The following is a 15,337-nucleotide window of genomic DNA, read 5'->3' as shown; positions in this document are numbered from 1 at the left end:
CCACGACATTTCCTGAACTACCTTTTAAACGCTTGTTCGGGACTCTGGTTCGGAAATTGCTACTTTCATAGGGTCTTACGCTTTCCAGTAACAATAATTCTGCGCCACAAGCGCTCATATTGGTTTTTAGGGATTGAAGAATGAAAAAAGCATTGCTGACCCTTTCTGCACTGGCGTTGTGCATGGCAGCCGGCTCCGCGCTGGCCAAGGAATACAAAGAATTGCGTTTTGGCGTTGACCCTTCTTATGCGCCGTTCGAATCAAAAGCGGCCAACGGTAGCCTGGTGGGCTTCGACATTGATCTGGGGAACGCGATCTGCGCCGAGTTGAAGGTCAAGTGCAAATGGGTCGAAAGCGATTTCGACGGAATGATTCCGGGCCTGAAGGCCAACAAATTCGACGGTGTGATCTCTTCGATGACCGTCACCCCGGCTCGCGAAAAAGTCATCGACTTCTCCGATGAGCTGTTTTCCGGCCCAACCGCTTACGTGTTCAAGAAAGGGGCGGGCCTGAGCGAAGATGTCGCTTCGTTGAAGGGCAAGACCATAGGCTACGAGCAAGGCACCATTCAGGAAGCCTACGCCAAGGCCGTGCTGGACAAGGCCGGGGTGAAAACCCAGGCCTATCAGAATCAGGATCAGGTGTATTCCGACCTGATGTCCGGTCGCCTCGACGCGGCGATCCAGGACATGCTGCAAGCCGAACTGGGCTTCTTGAAGTCGCCAAAAGGCGAGGGCTACGAAGTCAGCAAGCCGGTCGACAACGAATTGCTGCCATCCAAAACCGCTATCGGTATCTCTAAAGGTAACAAAGACCTCCAGGCACTTTTGGATAAAGGTATCAAAGCGTTACACGACGATGGCACCTACGCCACCATTCAAAAGAAACACTTCGGCGATCTGAATCTGCACAGCGGCAAATAATGCCCGGCGCCCATTTCGCGATGGGCGCTTTTTTCATCCGATCAGGTTGCTGATTTATGTTCGAAAACCTCCTGCAAAACCTGGGGCTCTCAGCCTTCAGCCTCCAGGGCTTCGGTCCGTTGCTGATGGAAGGCACCTGGATGACCATCAAATTATCGGTGTTGTCACTGTTGCTGGCCGTATTGCTCGGCTTGCTCGGTGCCAGTGCCAAGCTGTCAAAAGTCAAACTGGTGCGGATCCCGGCCCAGCTCTACACCACGCTGATCCGCGGCGTACCGGACCTGGTGCTGATGCTGTTGATCTTCTACAGCCTGCAAACCTGGTTGACGACTTTTACCGACTTCATGGAATGGGAATACATCGAGATCAACCCGTTCAGCGCCGGGGTTATCACTCTGGGCTTCATTTATGGTGCGTATTTCACTGAAACCTTCCGTGGCGCGATCCTCGCGGTCCCACGAGGCCAGGTTGAAGCCGCCACCGCCTATGGCCTCAAACGCGGCCAGCGTTTCCGAATCGTGGTGTTCCCGCAAATGATGCGCTTCGCCTTGCCCGGTATCGGTAACAACTGGATGGTGATGCTCAAGGCTACCGCCCTGGTCTCGATCATCGGCCTGGCCGACCTGGTCAAGGCGGCCCAGGACGCCGGCAAAAGCACTTATCAACTGTTTTATTTCCTGGTGCTTGCCGCGCTGATTTACCTGCTGATCACCAGCGCCTCCAACTTCGTCCTGCGCTGGCTCGAACGCCGTTACGCCGCCGGTTCACGGGAGGCCGTACGATGATCGAGCTCTTGCAGGAATACTGGAGACCCTTTCTTTATACCGACGGCTACAACATCACCGGCCTGGCCATGACCCTGTGGCTGCTCAGCGCCTCGATCTTCATCGGTTTCCTGGTGTCGATCCCGTTGTCCATCGCCCGGGTTTCACGCCTCGCCTACATTCGTTTGCCGGTGCAGTTCTACACCTACCTGTTCCGCGGCACGCCGCTGTATATCCAGCTGCTGATCTGCTACACCGGTATCTACAGCCTGGCGGCCGTGCGGGCCCAACCTGTACTCGATGCGTTCTTTCGCGATGCCATGAACTGCACGATCCTGGCATTTGCCCTGAACACCTGCGCCTACACCACGGAGATTTTTGCCGGGGCGATCCGCAGCATGGCCCATGGTGAGGTCGAAGCGGCCAAGGCTTACGGGCTGACAGGCTGGAAGCTGTATGCCTACGTGATCATGCCGTCGGCCCTGCGTCGCTCGTTGCCTTATTACAGCAACGAAGTGATTCTGATGCTGCACTCGACCACCGTGGCGTTCACCGCAACCATCCCGGATGTCCTGAAAGTCGCGCGGGACGCCAACTCGGCGACCTTCCTGACCTTCCAGTCGTTCGGCATCGCCGCGCTGATCTACCTGACCGTCACCTTTGCGCTGGTCGGCCTGTTCCGCCTCGCCGAACGCCGCTGGCTGGCCTTCCTCGGCCCATCCCACTAGGTCTTTTCTGCTTCAGGAAACACAGAATGCGCCACCAGATTCATGACCTGCTGGCCCCGCTGCCGGGGACTGCACGACAGATTCACAGCTTCCACTTCGGCCCGCCGTCGGCCAAGGGCAAGATCTACATCCAGTCATCCCTGCACGCCGACGAAATGCCCGGCATGCTGGTGACCTGGCACCTCAAGCAGCGTCTGGCAGAACTTGAGGCCGACGGCCGCCTGCACAGTGAAATCGTGCTGGTGCCGGTGGCCAATCCGGTCGGACTGGAACAGGTCCTGATGGATGTACCGCTGGGCCGCTACGAACTGGAGAGCGGGCAGAATTTCAACCGCTGGTTCGTCGATTTGAGCGAGGAGGTCGGCAATGCAATCGAAGGCCAACTCGGCGACGAACCGCAGCGCAACCTCGAACTGATCCGCGGCAGCCTGCGTGACGCGCTGGCGCGCCAGAGCGCTGCCACCCAACTGCAATCCCAGCGCCTGGTCCTGCAACGACTGGCCTGCGATGCCGACATGGTGCTGGACCTGCATTGCGATTTCGAAGCGGTCGCCCATCTCTACACCACGCCCGAAGCCTGGCCGCAGGTCGAGCCGCTGGCCCGTTACATCGGTGCCCAAGCCAGTCTGCTGGCCACCGACTCAGGCGGCCAGTCGTTCGATGAATGCTTCACCCTGCTCTGGTGGCAGCTCCAGGAACGCTTTGGCGAACACTTCGACATACCGCCGGGGAGCTTTTCGGTCACCGTCGAACTGCGCGGCCAGGGCGACGTCAATCACCCGCTGGCCAGCCTCGACTGCCAGGCACTGATCGACTACCTGACTCACTACGGCGCCATTGCCGGCGAACCGGCGCCGCTGCCCTCGCTGCCCTACCCGGCCACGCCACTGGCGGGTGTGGAACCGGTGGCGACCCCCGTCGGCGGATTGCTGGTGTTCACGGCGTTGCCGGGGCAATACCTGGAAGCCGGGCAACTGATCGCCGAAATCATCGACCCGATCAATGATCGCGTCACCCCCGTTCATTGCACCGCCGCCGGGCTGATGTACGCCCGCTCGCTGCGACGCATGGCCACTGCCGGGATGGTGATCGCGCATGTCGCGGGCATCGAAGCCTATCGCAGCGGCTACCTACTTTCGCCTTGAGGATGCATGCCCCATGTACAAACTGACCATCGAAGGCCTGCATAAAAGCTATGGCGATCATGAAGTCCTCAAAGGCGTCTCGCTCAAGGCCAGTACCGGCGATGTCATCAGCCTGATCGGCGCCAGTGGCTCGGGTAAAAGCACCTTCCTGCGCTGCATCAACTTTCTCGAACAACCCAACGACGGCACCATGAGCCTCGATGGCCAGAACATCCGCATGATCAAGGACCGCCACGGTATCCATGTCGCCGATGCCGATGAACTGCAGCGGATCCGCACCCGCCTGGCCATGGTGTTCCAGCATTTCAACCTGTGGAGCCACATGACGGTGCTGGAAAACATCACCATGGCGCCTCGCCGGGTGCTGGGTTGTGACAAGAAAGAAGCCGAGGACCGCGCCCGACGCTACCTGGACAAGGTCGGCCTGGCGGCGCGGGTGGCCGATCAGTACCCGGCGTTCCTGTCCGGCGGGCAGCAGCAGCGGGTCGCCATCGCCCGCGCACTGGCCATGGAGCCGGAAGTCATGCTGTTCGACGAACCGACCTCGGCGCTCGATCCGGAACTGGTCGGTGAAGTGCTCAAGGTGATCCAGGGCCTGGCCGAAGAAGGTCGGACCATGATCATGGTCACCCACGAAATGAGCTTCGCCCGCAAGGTATCGAGCCAGGTGCTGTTTCTGCACCAGGGGCTGGTCGAGGAGGAAGGCGCGCCGGACGACGTGCTGGGCAATCCGAAAAGTGAACGACTGAAGCAATTCCTCAGCGGTAACCTGAAGTAGCGCACGATCCCTGTAGGAGCCAGGCTTGCCGGCGATGGCGATCTCAGGAACGCCTTCGCCGGCAAGCCGGGCTCCTACAGGACCGTGTTGTGTCATTAAACCTTTCGCATGCCGCCGTGGTCACTGAAAGAAGACGATCAGAGCGCACACGGCCGGCATGGGAACCTCTCCCGACTTCGCAAGACACTGGTTCACCGCTCGCGGCTGGAAGCCGTTCGTCTTTCAGAAACAGGTATGGGCCGCGATAAAAAACGGACAGTCCGGGTTGCTGCACGCCAGCACCGGCGCCGGTAAAACCTATGCCGTGTGGTTGGGTGCGCTCGATCGCTTCGCCCGCGCCACCCCTCCTGCCGAAAAACCTCGCAAACGCAAACCGGTCGCCGAGCCTTTGACGGTGCTGTGGATAACCCCCATGCGCGCCCTGGCCGCCGATACTGCCCGCGCGCTGGAAGCGCCGTTGCACGACTTGCAGATCCCCTGGAGCGTTGGCCTGCGCACCGGCGACACCAGCAGCAGCGAACGTGCACGGCAGAGTCGGCGCCTGCCCTCTGCACTGATCACCACCCCCGAAAGCCTGACCCTGATGCTGGCCCGCGCCGATGCGTTCACAGCACTGTCGACCTTGCGCATGGTGGTGGTCGACGAATGGCACGAATTGCTCGGTAACAAGCGCGGCGTGCAACTGCAACTGGCCCTCGCCCGCCTGCGCCGCTGGCACCCGGCGTTGATTGTCTGGGGTGTTTCCGCAACGCTGGGTAATCAGGCCCACGCCGAGCAGGTATTAATCCCACAGGGCGGTGGTATCAGCGTTCAGGGGCAAACGTCCAAGGCACTGCGGGTCGACACGTTGCTTCCGCCCGCCCTCGAGCGCTTTCCATGGGCCGGCCACATCGGCTTGAAGATGTTGCCGGCGGTCGTGGCCGAGCTCGAATCCAGCCCCAGCAGCCTGGTCTTCACCAACACACGTGCGCAATCGGAAATCTGGTTCCTGGCGCTGCTCGAGGCTCGCCCGGACTGGGCCGGCCTGATCGCCTTGCATCACAGCTCGCTGTCCCGGGATACCCGCGACTGGGTCGAACGAGCACTCAAGGAAGGTCAGCTCAAAGCCGTGGTCTGCACCTCGAGCCTGGACCTGGGCGTGGACTTCCTGCCGGTCGAGCGGGTCCTGCAGATCGGCTCGGCCAAAGGCGTGGCGCGGTTGATGCAGCGTGCCGGGCGTTCCGGCCACGCGCCGGGCCGGGTTTCGCGGGTGACGCTGGTGCCAACGCACAGTCTGGAATTGATCGAAGCCGCCGCGGCACAGGACGCGGTGGCGCAACGACGGATCGAACCCCGCGAGTCGCCGCACAAGCCACTGGATGTGCTGGTTCAGCACCTGGTGAGCATGGCATTGGGCGGCGGGTTCCTGCCCGATGAGTTGTACGAAGAAGTGCGCGGCGCCTGGGCTTATCGTGATCTCACACCGCAGGATTGGACCTGGGCCCTGGCGTTCGTACGCCACGGCGGGCTTTCTCTGACAGCCTATCCGGATTATCGCCGGGTTGAACCGGATGAAGATGGTGTCTGGCGCGTGCCGGATGCGCGATTGGCCCGACGGCATCGCATGAGCATCGGCACCATCGTCAGCGACGCGAGCATCCAGTTGAAGTTCTGGAGCAAAGGCGGCGGTGGCAAACAGCTGGGCAGTGTAGAAGAAGGCTTTATCGCCAGGCTCAAGCCGGGTGATGGTTTCCTGTTTGCCGGACGCTTGCTGGAGCTGGTCCGGGTGGAAAACATGACGGCTTACGTCAAACGCAGTGCCACGAAAAAAGCCGCAGTGCCGCGCTGGAATGGTGGGCGCATGCCGTTGTCCAGCGAGTTGGCGCACGCCGTGGTAGCGCGTTTCAGTGCAGCCGACCAGGGCACCTTCATCGGCCCGGAAATGCAGGCCCTGCGCCCGTTATTAGCGGTACAGAAACGCTGGTCCGGGCTACCCACCGAGACCAGCCTGCTGGCCGAGGTGCTCAAATCCCGCGAAGGCTGGCACCTTTTCCTCTACCCCTTTGCCGGACGCCAGGTGCATTTGGGCCTGGCGAGCCTGCTGGCATGGCGGGTCAGTCAACGGCTGGCCGTCACCTTTTCGATTGCGGTCAACGACTATGGCCTGGAACTGCTCAGCGCCACCTGGGTCGATTGGTCCACGCATCTGGATCCTCAATTGTTGAGCCCTGACTATTTGTTGAAGGACGTCCTCGCCAGCCTGAATGCCGGTGAACTGGCGTTGCGCCGCTTTCGGGAAATCGCGCGCATCGCCGGGCTGGTGTTCGCCGGCTACCCCGGCGCGCCGAAAAGCACGCGTCAGGTTCAGGCTTCGAGCGGCCTGTTCTTTGAAGTGTTTAAACAATACGACGCCGGGAATCTGCTGCTGGCTCAGGCCGGGGAAGAAGTCCTGCGGGAGGAACTGGATATTCGTCGCCTGGAACAGACCCTGGAGCGGCTCAATCGCCTGCAATTGGACCTGCATCCTGTTAAACGCCCTACCCCCCTCGGGTTTCCGCTGCTGGTGGAGCGCATGCGCGAAAGCATGAGCTCGGAAAAACTCGCCGACCGCATCAGACGCATGGTCAGCGATCTCGAGAAAACCGCCGAAACCGGGAAAGCCTGATGAGTACACCCTATCCGGTCCGCCTGGCCGGTGAAGACCTCTGGTTGCTGCCAGAAAAGGCTATCTATTGGCCAGCGCAACAGGCCTTGTTGATCGCCGATGTGCATTTCGGCAAGGCCGCCGCTTATCGCAGCCTCGGCCAACCGGTGCCTGAGGGAACCACCGCCAGCAATATCGCCGTGTTGAACGGGTTACTGGCAGCCCTGCCCTGTCGGCAGCTGATTTTTCTCGGGGACTTTCTGCACGGTCCCGGTTCCCACGCAAAAGCCACTCTAAGCGCTTTAGCCGAGTGGCGAGCGCAGCACCGCGACCTGCCCATGACGCTGATCCGCGGCAATCATGACAAGCACGCCGGCGACCCGCCCGTTTCGCTGAATATTCGTGTGGTGCCCGAGCCTTTGCTGCTGGGACCGTTCGCCTTGCAGCACGAACCGACCCCTCATGTGAGTCGGCACGTGCTGGCCGGGCATGTACACCCCGTCTACCGATTGAACGGTCGAGGTCGACAAAGCTTGCGCCTGGCCTGTTTCAGGCTCGGTGACGAGATCAGCCTGCTACCTGCCTTCGGCGCGTTTACCGGGGGTTACCAGGTAGCGCTGGATGACAGTTGCAGGCTATTCGTCATTGGCGATAACGAAATATGGCCCGTCGCCCTGTAGGAGCAGGGGATCAGGCAACAGGCGCGGGCGGCGGCTCATCCGGCAGGGTGGGCTCTCCCGGTTCCGTGGGTTGTTCGTTGGGGGTATCGGGATCGGGCTGACCGGGGATGCCCCCCGCCATGACTGGCGGGTGCGCCAACAAGGACCAGGCCAAGACGCCAACCTGATTGGGCTCAAGCCTTGCCAGTTCGGCACTTATTCGCGGATCGATCTTCATGGGACACTCCTGAGCAATGGCCTCGTCCGCTGTACGCGAACCGGGCAGTACACCCAATAGAGTGTCTACCCGCCCAAGAATTCCCACCGGCTGCCCGATGAAATGGATCAGGTGCGTGGCAAAGTGACGCCGCGCTGCCCCTGATACTTGCCGCCACGGTCCTTGTAGGAGACTTCGCACTCTTCGTCGGATTCGAAAAACAGCATCTGCGCTACGCCTTCATTGGCGTAGATTTTCGCCGGCAGCGTGGTGGTGTTGGAGAATTCCAGGGTCACATGGCCTTCCCACTCAGGCTCGAGCGGCGTCACGTTGACGATAATGCCGCAACGGGCGTAGGTGCTTTTACCCAGGCAGATGGTCAGCACGTTGCGCGGGATGCGGAAGAATTCCACGGTGCGCGCCAGGGCGAAGGAGTTCGGCGGGATGATGCACACGTCGCTCTTGACGTCGACGAAGCTCTTCTCGTCGAAGTTCTTCGGATCGACGGTCGCCGAATTGATGTTGGTGAACACCTTGAATTCATCGGCGCAACGCACGTCGTAGCCGTAGCTCGACACACCATACGAAATCACTCGCTCGGCGCCTTCGCCACGCACCTGGCGTTCGACGAAAGGTTCGATCATGCCGTGCTCTTGCGCCATGCGGCGAATCCACTTGTCCGATTTGATGCTCATGGCGGGTGTCCTGAATAGCGAGGTGGAAAAATTCTGTCCGGCATCTTACCGGGCGCGCCGCCGGGTTCAAAGTCCGAGGTACGATTCTCGGCGCCAACCCCTTAATTTGCGGACCTTCGCTACAGAACAATGCACCGTCAGTCACGAAAACAGAGAAACCTTCGCAAGAAACATTGGCACGTTCCGCAAAAAGGGTTAAGGTGGCGCCACTGTGCTGCTTGTGTCACTGAGAATCTCTACACGATATGTTGAATTTCGATCCAACCATCTACAAGAATTTTTCCTGCTCTTTGCACTCAGTCTCGGCCAGGGTTCTTCCTGCGTCGCAGTTATCTTTGTTCAAGGAGTTACACCATGTCTAATCGCCAAACCGGTACCGTTAAGTGGTTCAACGATGAAAAAGGCTTCGGCTTCATCACCCCACAATCCGGTGACGACCTGTTCGTTCACTTCAAAGCTATCCAATCCGACGGCTTCAAAAGCCTGAAAGAAGGCCAACAGGTTTCTTTCATCGCTACCCGCGGTCAGAAAGGCATGCAAGCTGAAGAAGTTCAAGTTATCTAACTTGTACTTGCTTTAGTAAAAGGCCCCGCCCTCAAAAGCGGGGCTTTTTTGTGCCCGTAGGTTTTTGCCGGGACCAAAAAAGATCGCAGCCTGCGGCAGCTCCTACCGGATATCCATCAATCCAATGTAGGAGCTGCCGCAGGCTGCGATCTTTTGATCTTCGGCGGTTACCAGGTAACGCCAAACCCAGCCGTATAACGCGTCTTGCTCAGGTCAGCCTCATCGCTACCCTTGATGATGTCTCTCTCGGCCTTCAGGTTCAGCGACGCCCAATCCGTCACCTTGTAGCGCAACCCAGCCTCGGCATCCAGCGCATACTCCGCCACGCCGCCCAGCGGCTTGCCCACCTCGCCATTGGTGAAGAACTCCACTTTCTTGCCGACCAGGTAGCGGTTGTAGTCCCACTTCATGGCGACCGAGTAGAAGTTATCCTTGCCGCCGTCGCTGTATTCGTAATCGGTGCGGTTGAGCAGCGAGCCCAGGGAGAATGCACCCAGCTCGTCATCCCAGAACTGATAACCGGGACCGGTACCGACAGTGCGCTGACGGGCAAGGTCTTCGACCTTGTCACGCTTGTACACCAGGCGGCCCTGCCAGAACCATTTGTCGGTCAGGAAGCGGTCGAGGGAGTACTCGCCGCGCCAGTTGTCCGTGGTGACCACGTCATCCTGGAATTCGCGGTTGTACTCGCCTTCGGCGGTATGGCGCCATCTGCCATGACGGGCACTGGTCTTGAAGTCGACGTCGTAGTCATCGGTATCGTTTTCTGCGCGCTGATAATCCAGCGCCACATCGATATTGCCCTTCCACACCAGATCTTCGACCACTGGCTTGGGTTTGAGCATCTGCTGGATACTGGCCAGCTCCACGGTCTTGGGGCCGTCGCCGTTGGCAAGGGTCACCTTACCGTCTTCCGCCGCATGCAGCGCCTTGGCCTTTTCGCCGGTGTAGGCATCCTGCTTGACCAGCAATTGCTGATCGCTTTCCAGGGTTTTGACTTGCTTCCAGTCGATCGGGACCGCACCGGCGTATTCGGTCTGGATCAGCAATTTACCACCGTCGAACAGGGTGATCTTGCCGCTCAGCTTGTCACCATTTTTCAACCAGACGGTATCAGCGAGTAAGGGCGTGGAAGCAGTGAAGACAGCGAGGCACAGCAGGGTTCTGGACACCATAAGCAAAAACAGGCTCAAGATTGCGAAAAAAGTCGGCATTATCCGTAGGAAAAAGACTCTGTATCCGTAGGAATAAAACCCTAGCAAGGACTGACACGACTATTTCTATTGAGTTCATTTCTCAATGGGTGATCCAGGAATTACCCTACAGACGGTCATGCGAACTTCCCGAGAACTGCGAACGTGAATGACTCAAGCGCTGAACACGAAAGCCCGGCGCAAATCCGACGCACGGCGCTCTATCTGACCCTTGCGCAAGTGCCCGCGGGCAAAGTCGTGAGTTACGGTCAACTCGCCGAGCTGGCCGGGCTGGGTCGCGCCGCCCGCTGGGTCGGACGGACACTGAGCCAACTGCCCCCTGACAGCAAGTTGCCCTGGCACCGCGTACTCGGTGCCGGCGGGCGCATCAGCCTGCCGGAGGGCAGTGTTTCAGGGGATGAACAGCGGGCGCGTTTGCGCATGGAGGGCATCAGTGTCCAGAATAATCGTGTTGATATTCAGCGCCATGGCTGGCGCCCGGTAGAGCACAGCGGTTAGAGTGCGCGCTTTGTTTCCGTAATTCTTGAGGCAGACTCCAGCCCATGCCCCGTAAAACCTGGCGCGCCGCGCTCGCCGCCTATGCCAGCCCCTCAACGCTTGTGCTGTTGTTGCTTGGTTTCGCCGCCGGCCTGCCTTACATGCTGGTGTTTTCGACACTTTCGGTCTGGCTGCGTGAAGCGGGCGTGGCTCGCGAAACCATCGGCTATGCAAGCCTGATCGGTCTGGCCTACGCCTTTAAATGGGTCTGGTCACCGTTGCTCGATCAATGGCGCCTGCCACTGCTCGGCAAGCTCGGTCGCCGTCGCTCCTGGCTGGTGCTCTCACAGGCACTGGTGATCCTCGGCCTGATCGGGATGGGTTTCTGCGACCCGCAAAAGCATTTGTCCTGGCTGATCGCTATCGCCGTGGTCGTCGCCTTCGCCTCGGCGACACAAGACATCGCGGTCGACGCCTATCGCCTGGAAATCGCCGAAGACAGCCGCCAGGCCGCGTTGGCCGCCAGTTACATGTCCGGTTACCGGATCGCCGCGTTGCTGGCCACCGCCGGTGCGCTGTTCTTCGCCGAAGGCTTCGGCTCCACCGGCTTCAATTACCAGCATTCGGCCTGGGCCGGCACCTACATCCTGTTCGGCGCACTGATGATCCCGGCGCTGCTGACGTCCTTTTTCATGCGCGAACCGCCAGTCCCCCTGCGCACGCAACTGCAGGCCGGACGCTACAGCTTTGTGCATCAACTGGCGTCGGTATTCGTGCTGATCGTGCTACTGGTCTCCGTCCCGGCCTTGTTCACCCAGCTCTACAACACCGACTTCGCCAGCGTGCTGTTCCAGGACGAAAGCCTGCTCGACCTGCTGCTCGAAGACCGCGCATTCCTGCGGGCCATCCTCTACACCACCTTGACCGTGCTGTGCCTGTCGTCCGTGGGCCGCCGCGGCCTGGCGCCGGTGCTGACACCGGTCAACGACTTCATTCTGCGCTACCGCTGGCAGGCGCTGCTGCTGCTCGGGCTGATCGCCACCTACCGGATGTCCGACACGGTCATGGGCGTGATGGCCAACGTGTTCTACATCGACCAGGGCTTCACCAAGGATCAGATTGCCAGCGTCAGCAAAATCTTCGGCCTGATCATGACCCTGGTCGGCGCCGGCATGGGCGGCCTGCTGATCGTGCGCTTCGGCATCCTGCCGATCCTGTTCATCGGCGGGATCACGTCGGCCGGCACCAACCTGCTGTTCCTGATGCTCGCCGACATGGGCGCCAACCTGAACATGCTGATCGGCACTATCTCCCTGGACAACTTCAGTTCGGGCCTGGCGACCTCGGCGTTCGTCGCCTACCTGTCGAGCCTCACCAACCTCAAGTTCTCCGCCACCCAGTACGCGCTGCTCAGCTCGATCATGCTGTTGCTGCCACGCCTGATCGGCGGCTACTCAGGGGTGATGGTGGAGAAATTCGGCTACCACGACTTCTTCCTGATTACCGCGCTCCTGGGTGTTCCGACGCTGGTGTTGATCGCCGTGCACTGGTACCAGGAGAACCGCCGCGCCGGTCCGACCCCGACACCGGAGCCGGTGCCGACCCAGGTCGCGGAAGAATCCTAGGCGCTTTACGTAGGAATTTTCGCAAAGGGCGCGTCGATTCCCGCCCTTTGCCACCCCGCCGACCGCACGCCTGTACGCCAGAAGATCTCGCCCGTACAATGCTCCGTCATTTCTCGTCATCAGCAACCGACAACGGCCAACCATGCGCACCAGTCAATTTTTGCTCGCCACACAGAAAGAAACGCCTTCCGATGCGGTCGTAATCAGCCATCAGCTGATGCTGCGCGCCGGCATGATCCGCAAACTCGCCTCGGGCCTGTACACCTGGCTGCCGATGGGCTTGCGAGTGATGCGCAAGGTCGAAGCCATCGTTCGTGAAGAAATGAACGCCGCGGGTTCTCTTGAAGTGTTGATGCCGAGCACGCAACCGGCCGAGCTGTGGCAGGAATCCGGTCGCTGGGAAGAATATGGCCCGGAATTGCTGCGCTTCAAGGATCGCCACGGCCGCGACTTCTGCGCCGGCCCGACCCACGAAGAAGTGATCACCGACCTGATGCGCAACGAGTTGAGCAGCTACAAACAGCTGCCGATCAACCTGTATCAGATCCAGACCAAATTCCGTGACGAAATCCGCCCACGCTTCGGCTTGATGCGCGGCCGCGAATTCATCATGAAGGACGCCTACTCCTTCCATGCCGACCAGCCTTCGCTGCAGGTCACTTACGACCGCATGTATCAGGCGTACTGCAATGTGTTCACCCGCCTGGGCCTGAAGTTCCGTGCGGTTGAAGCCGACAACGGCTCCATCGGCGGCGCCGGCTCCCACGAGTTCCACGTGCTGGCCGAATCCGGCGAAGACGATATCGTCTTCAGCAACGGTTCCGACTACGCGGCCAACATCGAGAAAGCCGAAGCCGTGCCGCGGGAAACGTCCCGTGCAGCACCGACGCAAGAGCTGCGCCTGGTCGACACGCCGAACGCCAAGACCATCGCGCAACTGGTCGAAGGCTTCAACCTGCCGATCGAGAAGACCATCAAGACCCTGGTGGTTCACGCAGAAGAGCCAGGCAAGCTGATTGCCCTGATCATCCGTGGCGACCACGAGCTGAACGAAATCAAGGCCGCCAACCAGCCAGGCGTTGCCAGCCCGCTGGTGATGGCATCCGAAGCCGAACTGCGCGACGCCATTGGCGCCGGTGCCGGCTCCCTCGGCCCGCTGAACCTGCCGCTGCCGATCATCATCGACCGTTCCGTCGAGCTGATGAGCGACTTCGGCATCGGCGCCAACATCGACGACAAGCACTACTTCGGCGTGAACTGGGAGCGTGATCTGCCGGTACCGTCCGTGGCCGACCTGCGTAACGTCGTGGCCGGCGACCCAAGCGCGGATGGCAAGGGCACCCTGGAAATCAAGCGTGGCATCGAAGTCGGGCACATTTTCCAGCTGGGCAACAAATACAGCAAAGCGATGAAGTGCGAAGTGCTGGGCGAGAACGGCAAGCCGGTGACCCTGGAAATGGGCTGCTATGGCATTGGCGTGTCCCGCGTGGTGGCTGCGGCCATCGAACAGAACAACGACGCAAACGGCATTATCTGGAGCGACACCCTGGCCCCCTTCCAGGTTGCCCTGGTACCGCTGCGCTACGAAACCGAACAGGTTCGCGAGGCAACCGACAAGCTGTATGCAGACCTGACTGCAGCCGGCTTCGAAGTGCTGCTGGACGATCGCGACAAGAAAACCAGCCCGGGCATCAAGTTCGCGGACATGGAGCTGATCGGCATTCCGCACCGGATCGTGGTCAGTGACCGCGGCCTCGCTGATGGCAATCTGGAATACAAGAGCCGCACCGAGCCCGAGGCGCAAGCGCTACCGGTCGCTGACGTGCTGTCTTTCCTCCAGGCCCGTATCCGCCGCTGACACCAGATAGAGAAGTCATGTTCAAGCGAAACACCTTAGGCCTCGGTGGTGCCGCCTTGTGCGGCACCCTGCTGGTCAGCGGCTGTGCCAATCACATGTCGCAACGCAGCGAGCACGAGGAACGTGTCGAGCGCAAATTGCTCGACCACAGCCTGCAGATCGATGTCGGCGAGCCCAAGGTGCTTGAGCTACCGCAACGGCGGGTGAAAATCCACGAGCAGAAGACTTTCGAAGTCACCGAATTCGAAGTCACGCGCCACTATGATCGCTACACGCCGTACCAACCCTGGCGGGAGATCTATGAGATTCCGCTGGGCGCGGTGGCGGTGGTGGGCGGTGTCGGTGCCAATGTGCTCAACGTGTTCGCCCTCGGCAACCTTCCGGACAGTGTGACCCGGGACTGGTTCAGCTACGGTTTCGCCGGGCTCAACCCGTTCATGAACGCGCAGTCCAATGGTCGTGCGCAGCAGAACCTGGCCGGCATCGACGAAGTTCAGCTGGACAAGCGCACCGAGTACTCGAGCCTGCCGTGGAGCGAGCGTCCGGTCGAGGTCAAGGCTGGCAAGGAAACCTTCCAGCTCAATACCGACAAAAACGGCATTTTGCGTGTGAACCTGCTCGACAGCCCGTTCGCCGAACATGACATCAATCATCTGAGCCGACTGCTGATCACTGTCGCAGACGCCCAGGACGACGTGCACTCCGACTCGTCCCTGGCGGTCAGCAGTGGATTGCGCGGCAAACTGCTCGAAGCGCACGGGCTGATTTACGATGACCTCGAAGACGACGAAGTGAGCCAGTGGGTACACCGGGTCAAGCGCCTGTCGGAACTGGGTCTGGAAGAAGAAGCCACGGAGCTGGAGCAAAGCCTGATCGAACTGACCCGCAACGATCCCGAGCTGCAGACCGAATTCCTCAAGTCATTGACCCGGGATGCCGGGCGATTGGTGGCGGATCCAGGACCGAATTAAGGCCTGAAAAGCATCGCGGGCAAGCCCGCTCCCACAGGTACTGCATCGTCCTTGTGGGAGCGGGCTTGCCCGCGATGGCTGTCTGATAATCACTGC

At 60.3% G+C, this 15,337-nt stretch carries 15 protein-coding genes; 12 read left to right on the top strand and 3 right to left on the bottom strand.

Features of this window, described 5'->3' with window-relative positions; translation table 11 throughout:
• Nucleotides 1-140: 140 nt before the first annotated feature.
• From ACA062_RS05590 to pdeM, 7 genes are all read left to right on the top strand, one after another.
• On the top strand, nucleotides 141-923 hold the full coding sequence (locus tag ACA062_RS05590; RefSeq protein ID WP_497455542.1) for a transporter substrate-binding domain-containing protein: 783 nt from the start codon (nucleotides 141-143) through the stop codon (nucleotides 921-923).
• A gap of 56 nt (nucleotides 924-979) precedes the next feature.
• Nucleotides 980-1,708, top strand: coding sequence for an ABC transporter permease (locus tag ACA062_RS05585; protein WP_497455541.1), 729 nt, complete (start codon nucleotides 980-982; stop codon nucleotides 1,706-1,708).
• Nucleotides 1,705-2,415: an ABC transporter permease gene (locus tag ACA062_RS05580; protein WP_497455540.1), complete on the top strand. Its 711-nt coding sequence runs from the start codon at nucleotides 1,705-1,707 to the stop codon at nucleotides 2,413-2,415. Before ACA062_RS05585 ends, ACA062_RS05580 begins: the two co-directional genes overlap by 4 nt.
• A gap of 26 nt (nucleotides 2,416-2,441) precedes the next feature.
• Nucleotides 2,442-3,560 carry a succinylglutamate desuccinylase/aspartoacylase family protein gene (locus ACA062_RS05575; protein WP_497455539.1) on the top strand — a complete coding sequence of 373 codons (1,119 nt, stop codon included), beginning with the start codon at nucleotides 2,442-2,444 and terminating at the stop codon, nucleotides 3,558-3,560.
• 13 nt (nucleotides 3,561-3,573) lie between these two features.
• Nucleotides 3,574-4,338, top strand: coding sequence for an ABC transporter ATP-binding protein (locus tag ACA062_RS05570; RefSeq protein ID WP_497455538.1), 765 nt, complete (start codon nucleotides 3,574-3,576; stop codon nucleotides 4,336-4,338).
• Between the two features lie 157 nt (nucleotides 4,339-4,495).
• A complete protein-coding gene (locus ACA062_RS05565; protein ID WP_497455537.1) occupies nucleotides 4,496-6,982 on the top strand; it encodes a ligase-associated DNA damage response DEXH box helicase in 2,487 nt (828 codons plus the stop codon).
• Nucleotides 6,982-7,641 (top strand): ligase-associated DNA damage response endonuclease PdeM, encoded by a 660-nt coding sequence (pdeM, locus tag ACA062_RS05560; RefSeq protein WP_497455536.1) that lies wholly within the window; start codon nucleotides 6,982-6,984, stop codon nucleotides 7,639-7,641. The genes ACA062_RS05565 and pdeM overlap by 1 nt, the downstream gene beginning before the upstream one ends.
• Before the next feature lie 10 nt (nucleotides 7,642-7,651).
• On the opposite strand, the gene ACA062_RS05555 is transcribed toward pdeM, so the two are convergent.
• Nucleotides 7,652-7,858 carry a hypothetical protein gene (locus tag ACA062_RS05555; RefSeq protein WP_150797509.1) on the bottom strand — a complete coding sequence of 69 codons (207 nt, stop codon included), beginning with the start codon at nucleotides 7,856-7,858 and terminating at the stop codon, nucleotides 7,652-7,654.
• 107 nt (nucleotides 7,859-7,965) lie between these two features.
• Nucleotides 7,966-8,532 (bottom strand): dCTP deaminase, encoded by a 567-nt coding sequence (dcd, locus tag ACA062_RS05550; protein ID WP_028622498.1) that lies wholly within the window; start codon nucleotides 8,530-8,532, stop codon nucleotides 7,966-7,968.
• A 354-nt stretch (nucleotides 8,533-8,886) separates the two neighbouring features.
• Here dcd and ACA062_RS05545 point away from each other — a divergent pair, with 354 nt between their 5' ends.
• On the top strand, nucleotides 8,887-9,096 hold the full coding sequence (locus tag ACA062_RS05545) for a cold-shock protein (protein ID WP_002554837.1): 210 nt from the start codon (nucleotides 8,887-8,889) through the stop codon (nucleotides 9,094-9,096).
• A 167-nt stretch (nucleotides 9,097-9,263) separates the two neighbouring features.
• Here ACA062_RS05545 and ACA062_RS05540 read toward each other — a convergent pair whose 3' ends face one another.
• Nucleotides 9,264-10,271, bottom strand: coding sequence for a DUF481 domain-containing protein (locus tag ACA062_RS05540; protein ID WP_497455535.1), 1,008 nt, complete (start codon nucleotides 10,269-10,271; stop codon nucleotides 9,264-9,266).
• A gap of 183 nt (nucleotides 10,272-10,454) precedes the next feature.
• Here ACA062_RS05540 and ACA062_RS05535 point away from each other — a divergent pair, with 183 nt between their 5' ends.
• From ACA062_RS05535 to ACA062_RS05520, 4 genes are all read left to right on the top strand, one after another.
• Nucleotides 10,455-10,808, top strand: coding sequence for an MGMT family protein (locus tag ACA062_RS05535; RefSeq protein ID WP_497455534.1), 354 nt, complete (start codon nucleotides 10,455-10,457; stop codon nucleotides 10,806-10,808).
• A gap of 44 nt (nucleotides 10,809-10,852) precedes the next feature.
• A complete protein-coding gene (locus ACA062_RS05530) occupies nucleotides 10,853-12,412 on the top strand; it encodes an AmpG family muropeptide MFS transporter (RefSeq protein ID WP_497455533.1) in 1,560 nt (519 codons plus the stop codon).
• A gap of 142 nt (nucleotides 12,413-12,554) precedes the next feature.
• On the top strand, nucleotides 12,555-14,270 hold the full coding sequence (locus ACA062_RS05525; RefSeq protein ID WP_497455532.1) for a proline--tRNA ligase: 1,716 nt from the start codon (nucleotides 12,555-12,557) through the stop codon (nucleotides 14,268-14,270).
• A 17-nt stretch (nucleotides 14,271-14,287) separates the two neighbouring features.
• Nucleotides 14,288-15,241 (top strand): hypothetical protein, encoded by a 954-nt coding sequence (locus tag ACA062_RS05520; RefSeq protein WP_138964518.1) that lies wholly within the window; start codon nucleotides 14,288-14,290, stop codon nucleotides 15,239-15,241.
• The last annotated feature ends 96 nt before the right edge of the window (nucleotides 15,242-15,337 follow it).

Source organism: Pseudomonas sp. LBUM1679, from assembly GCF_059695565.1.
The sequence above is the reverse complement of the archived record's forward strand: the minus strand, read 5'-3'. Positions and strand labels throughout refer to the sequence as shown.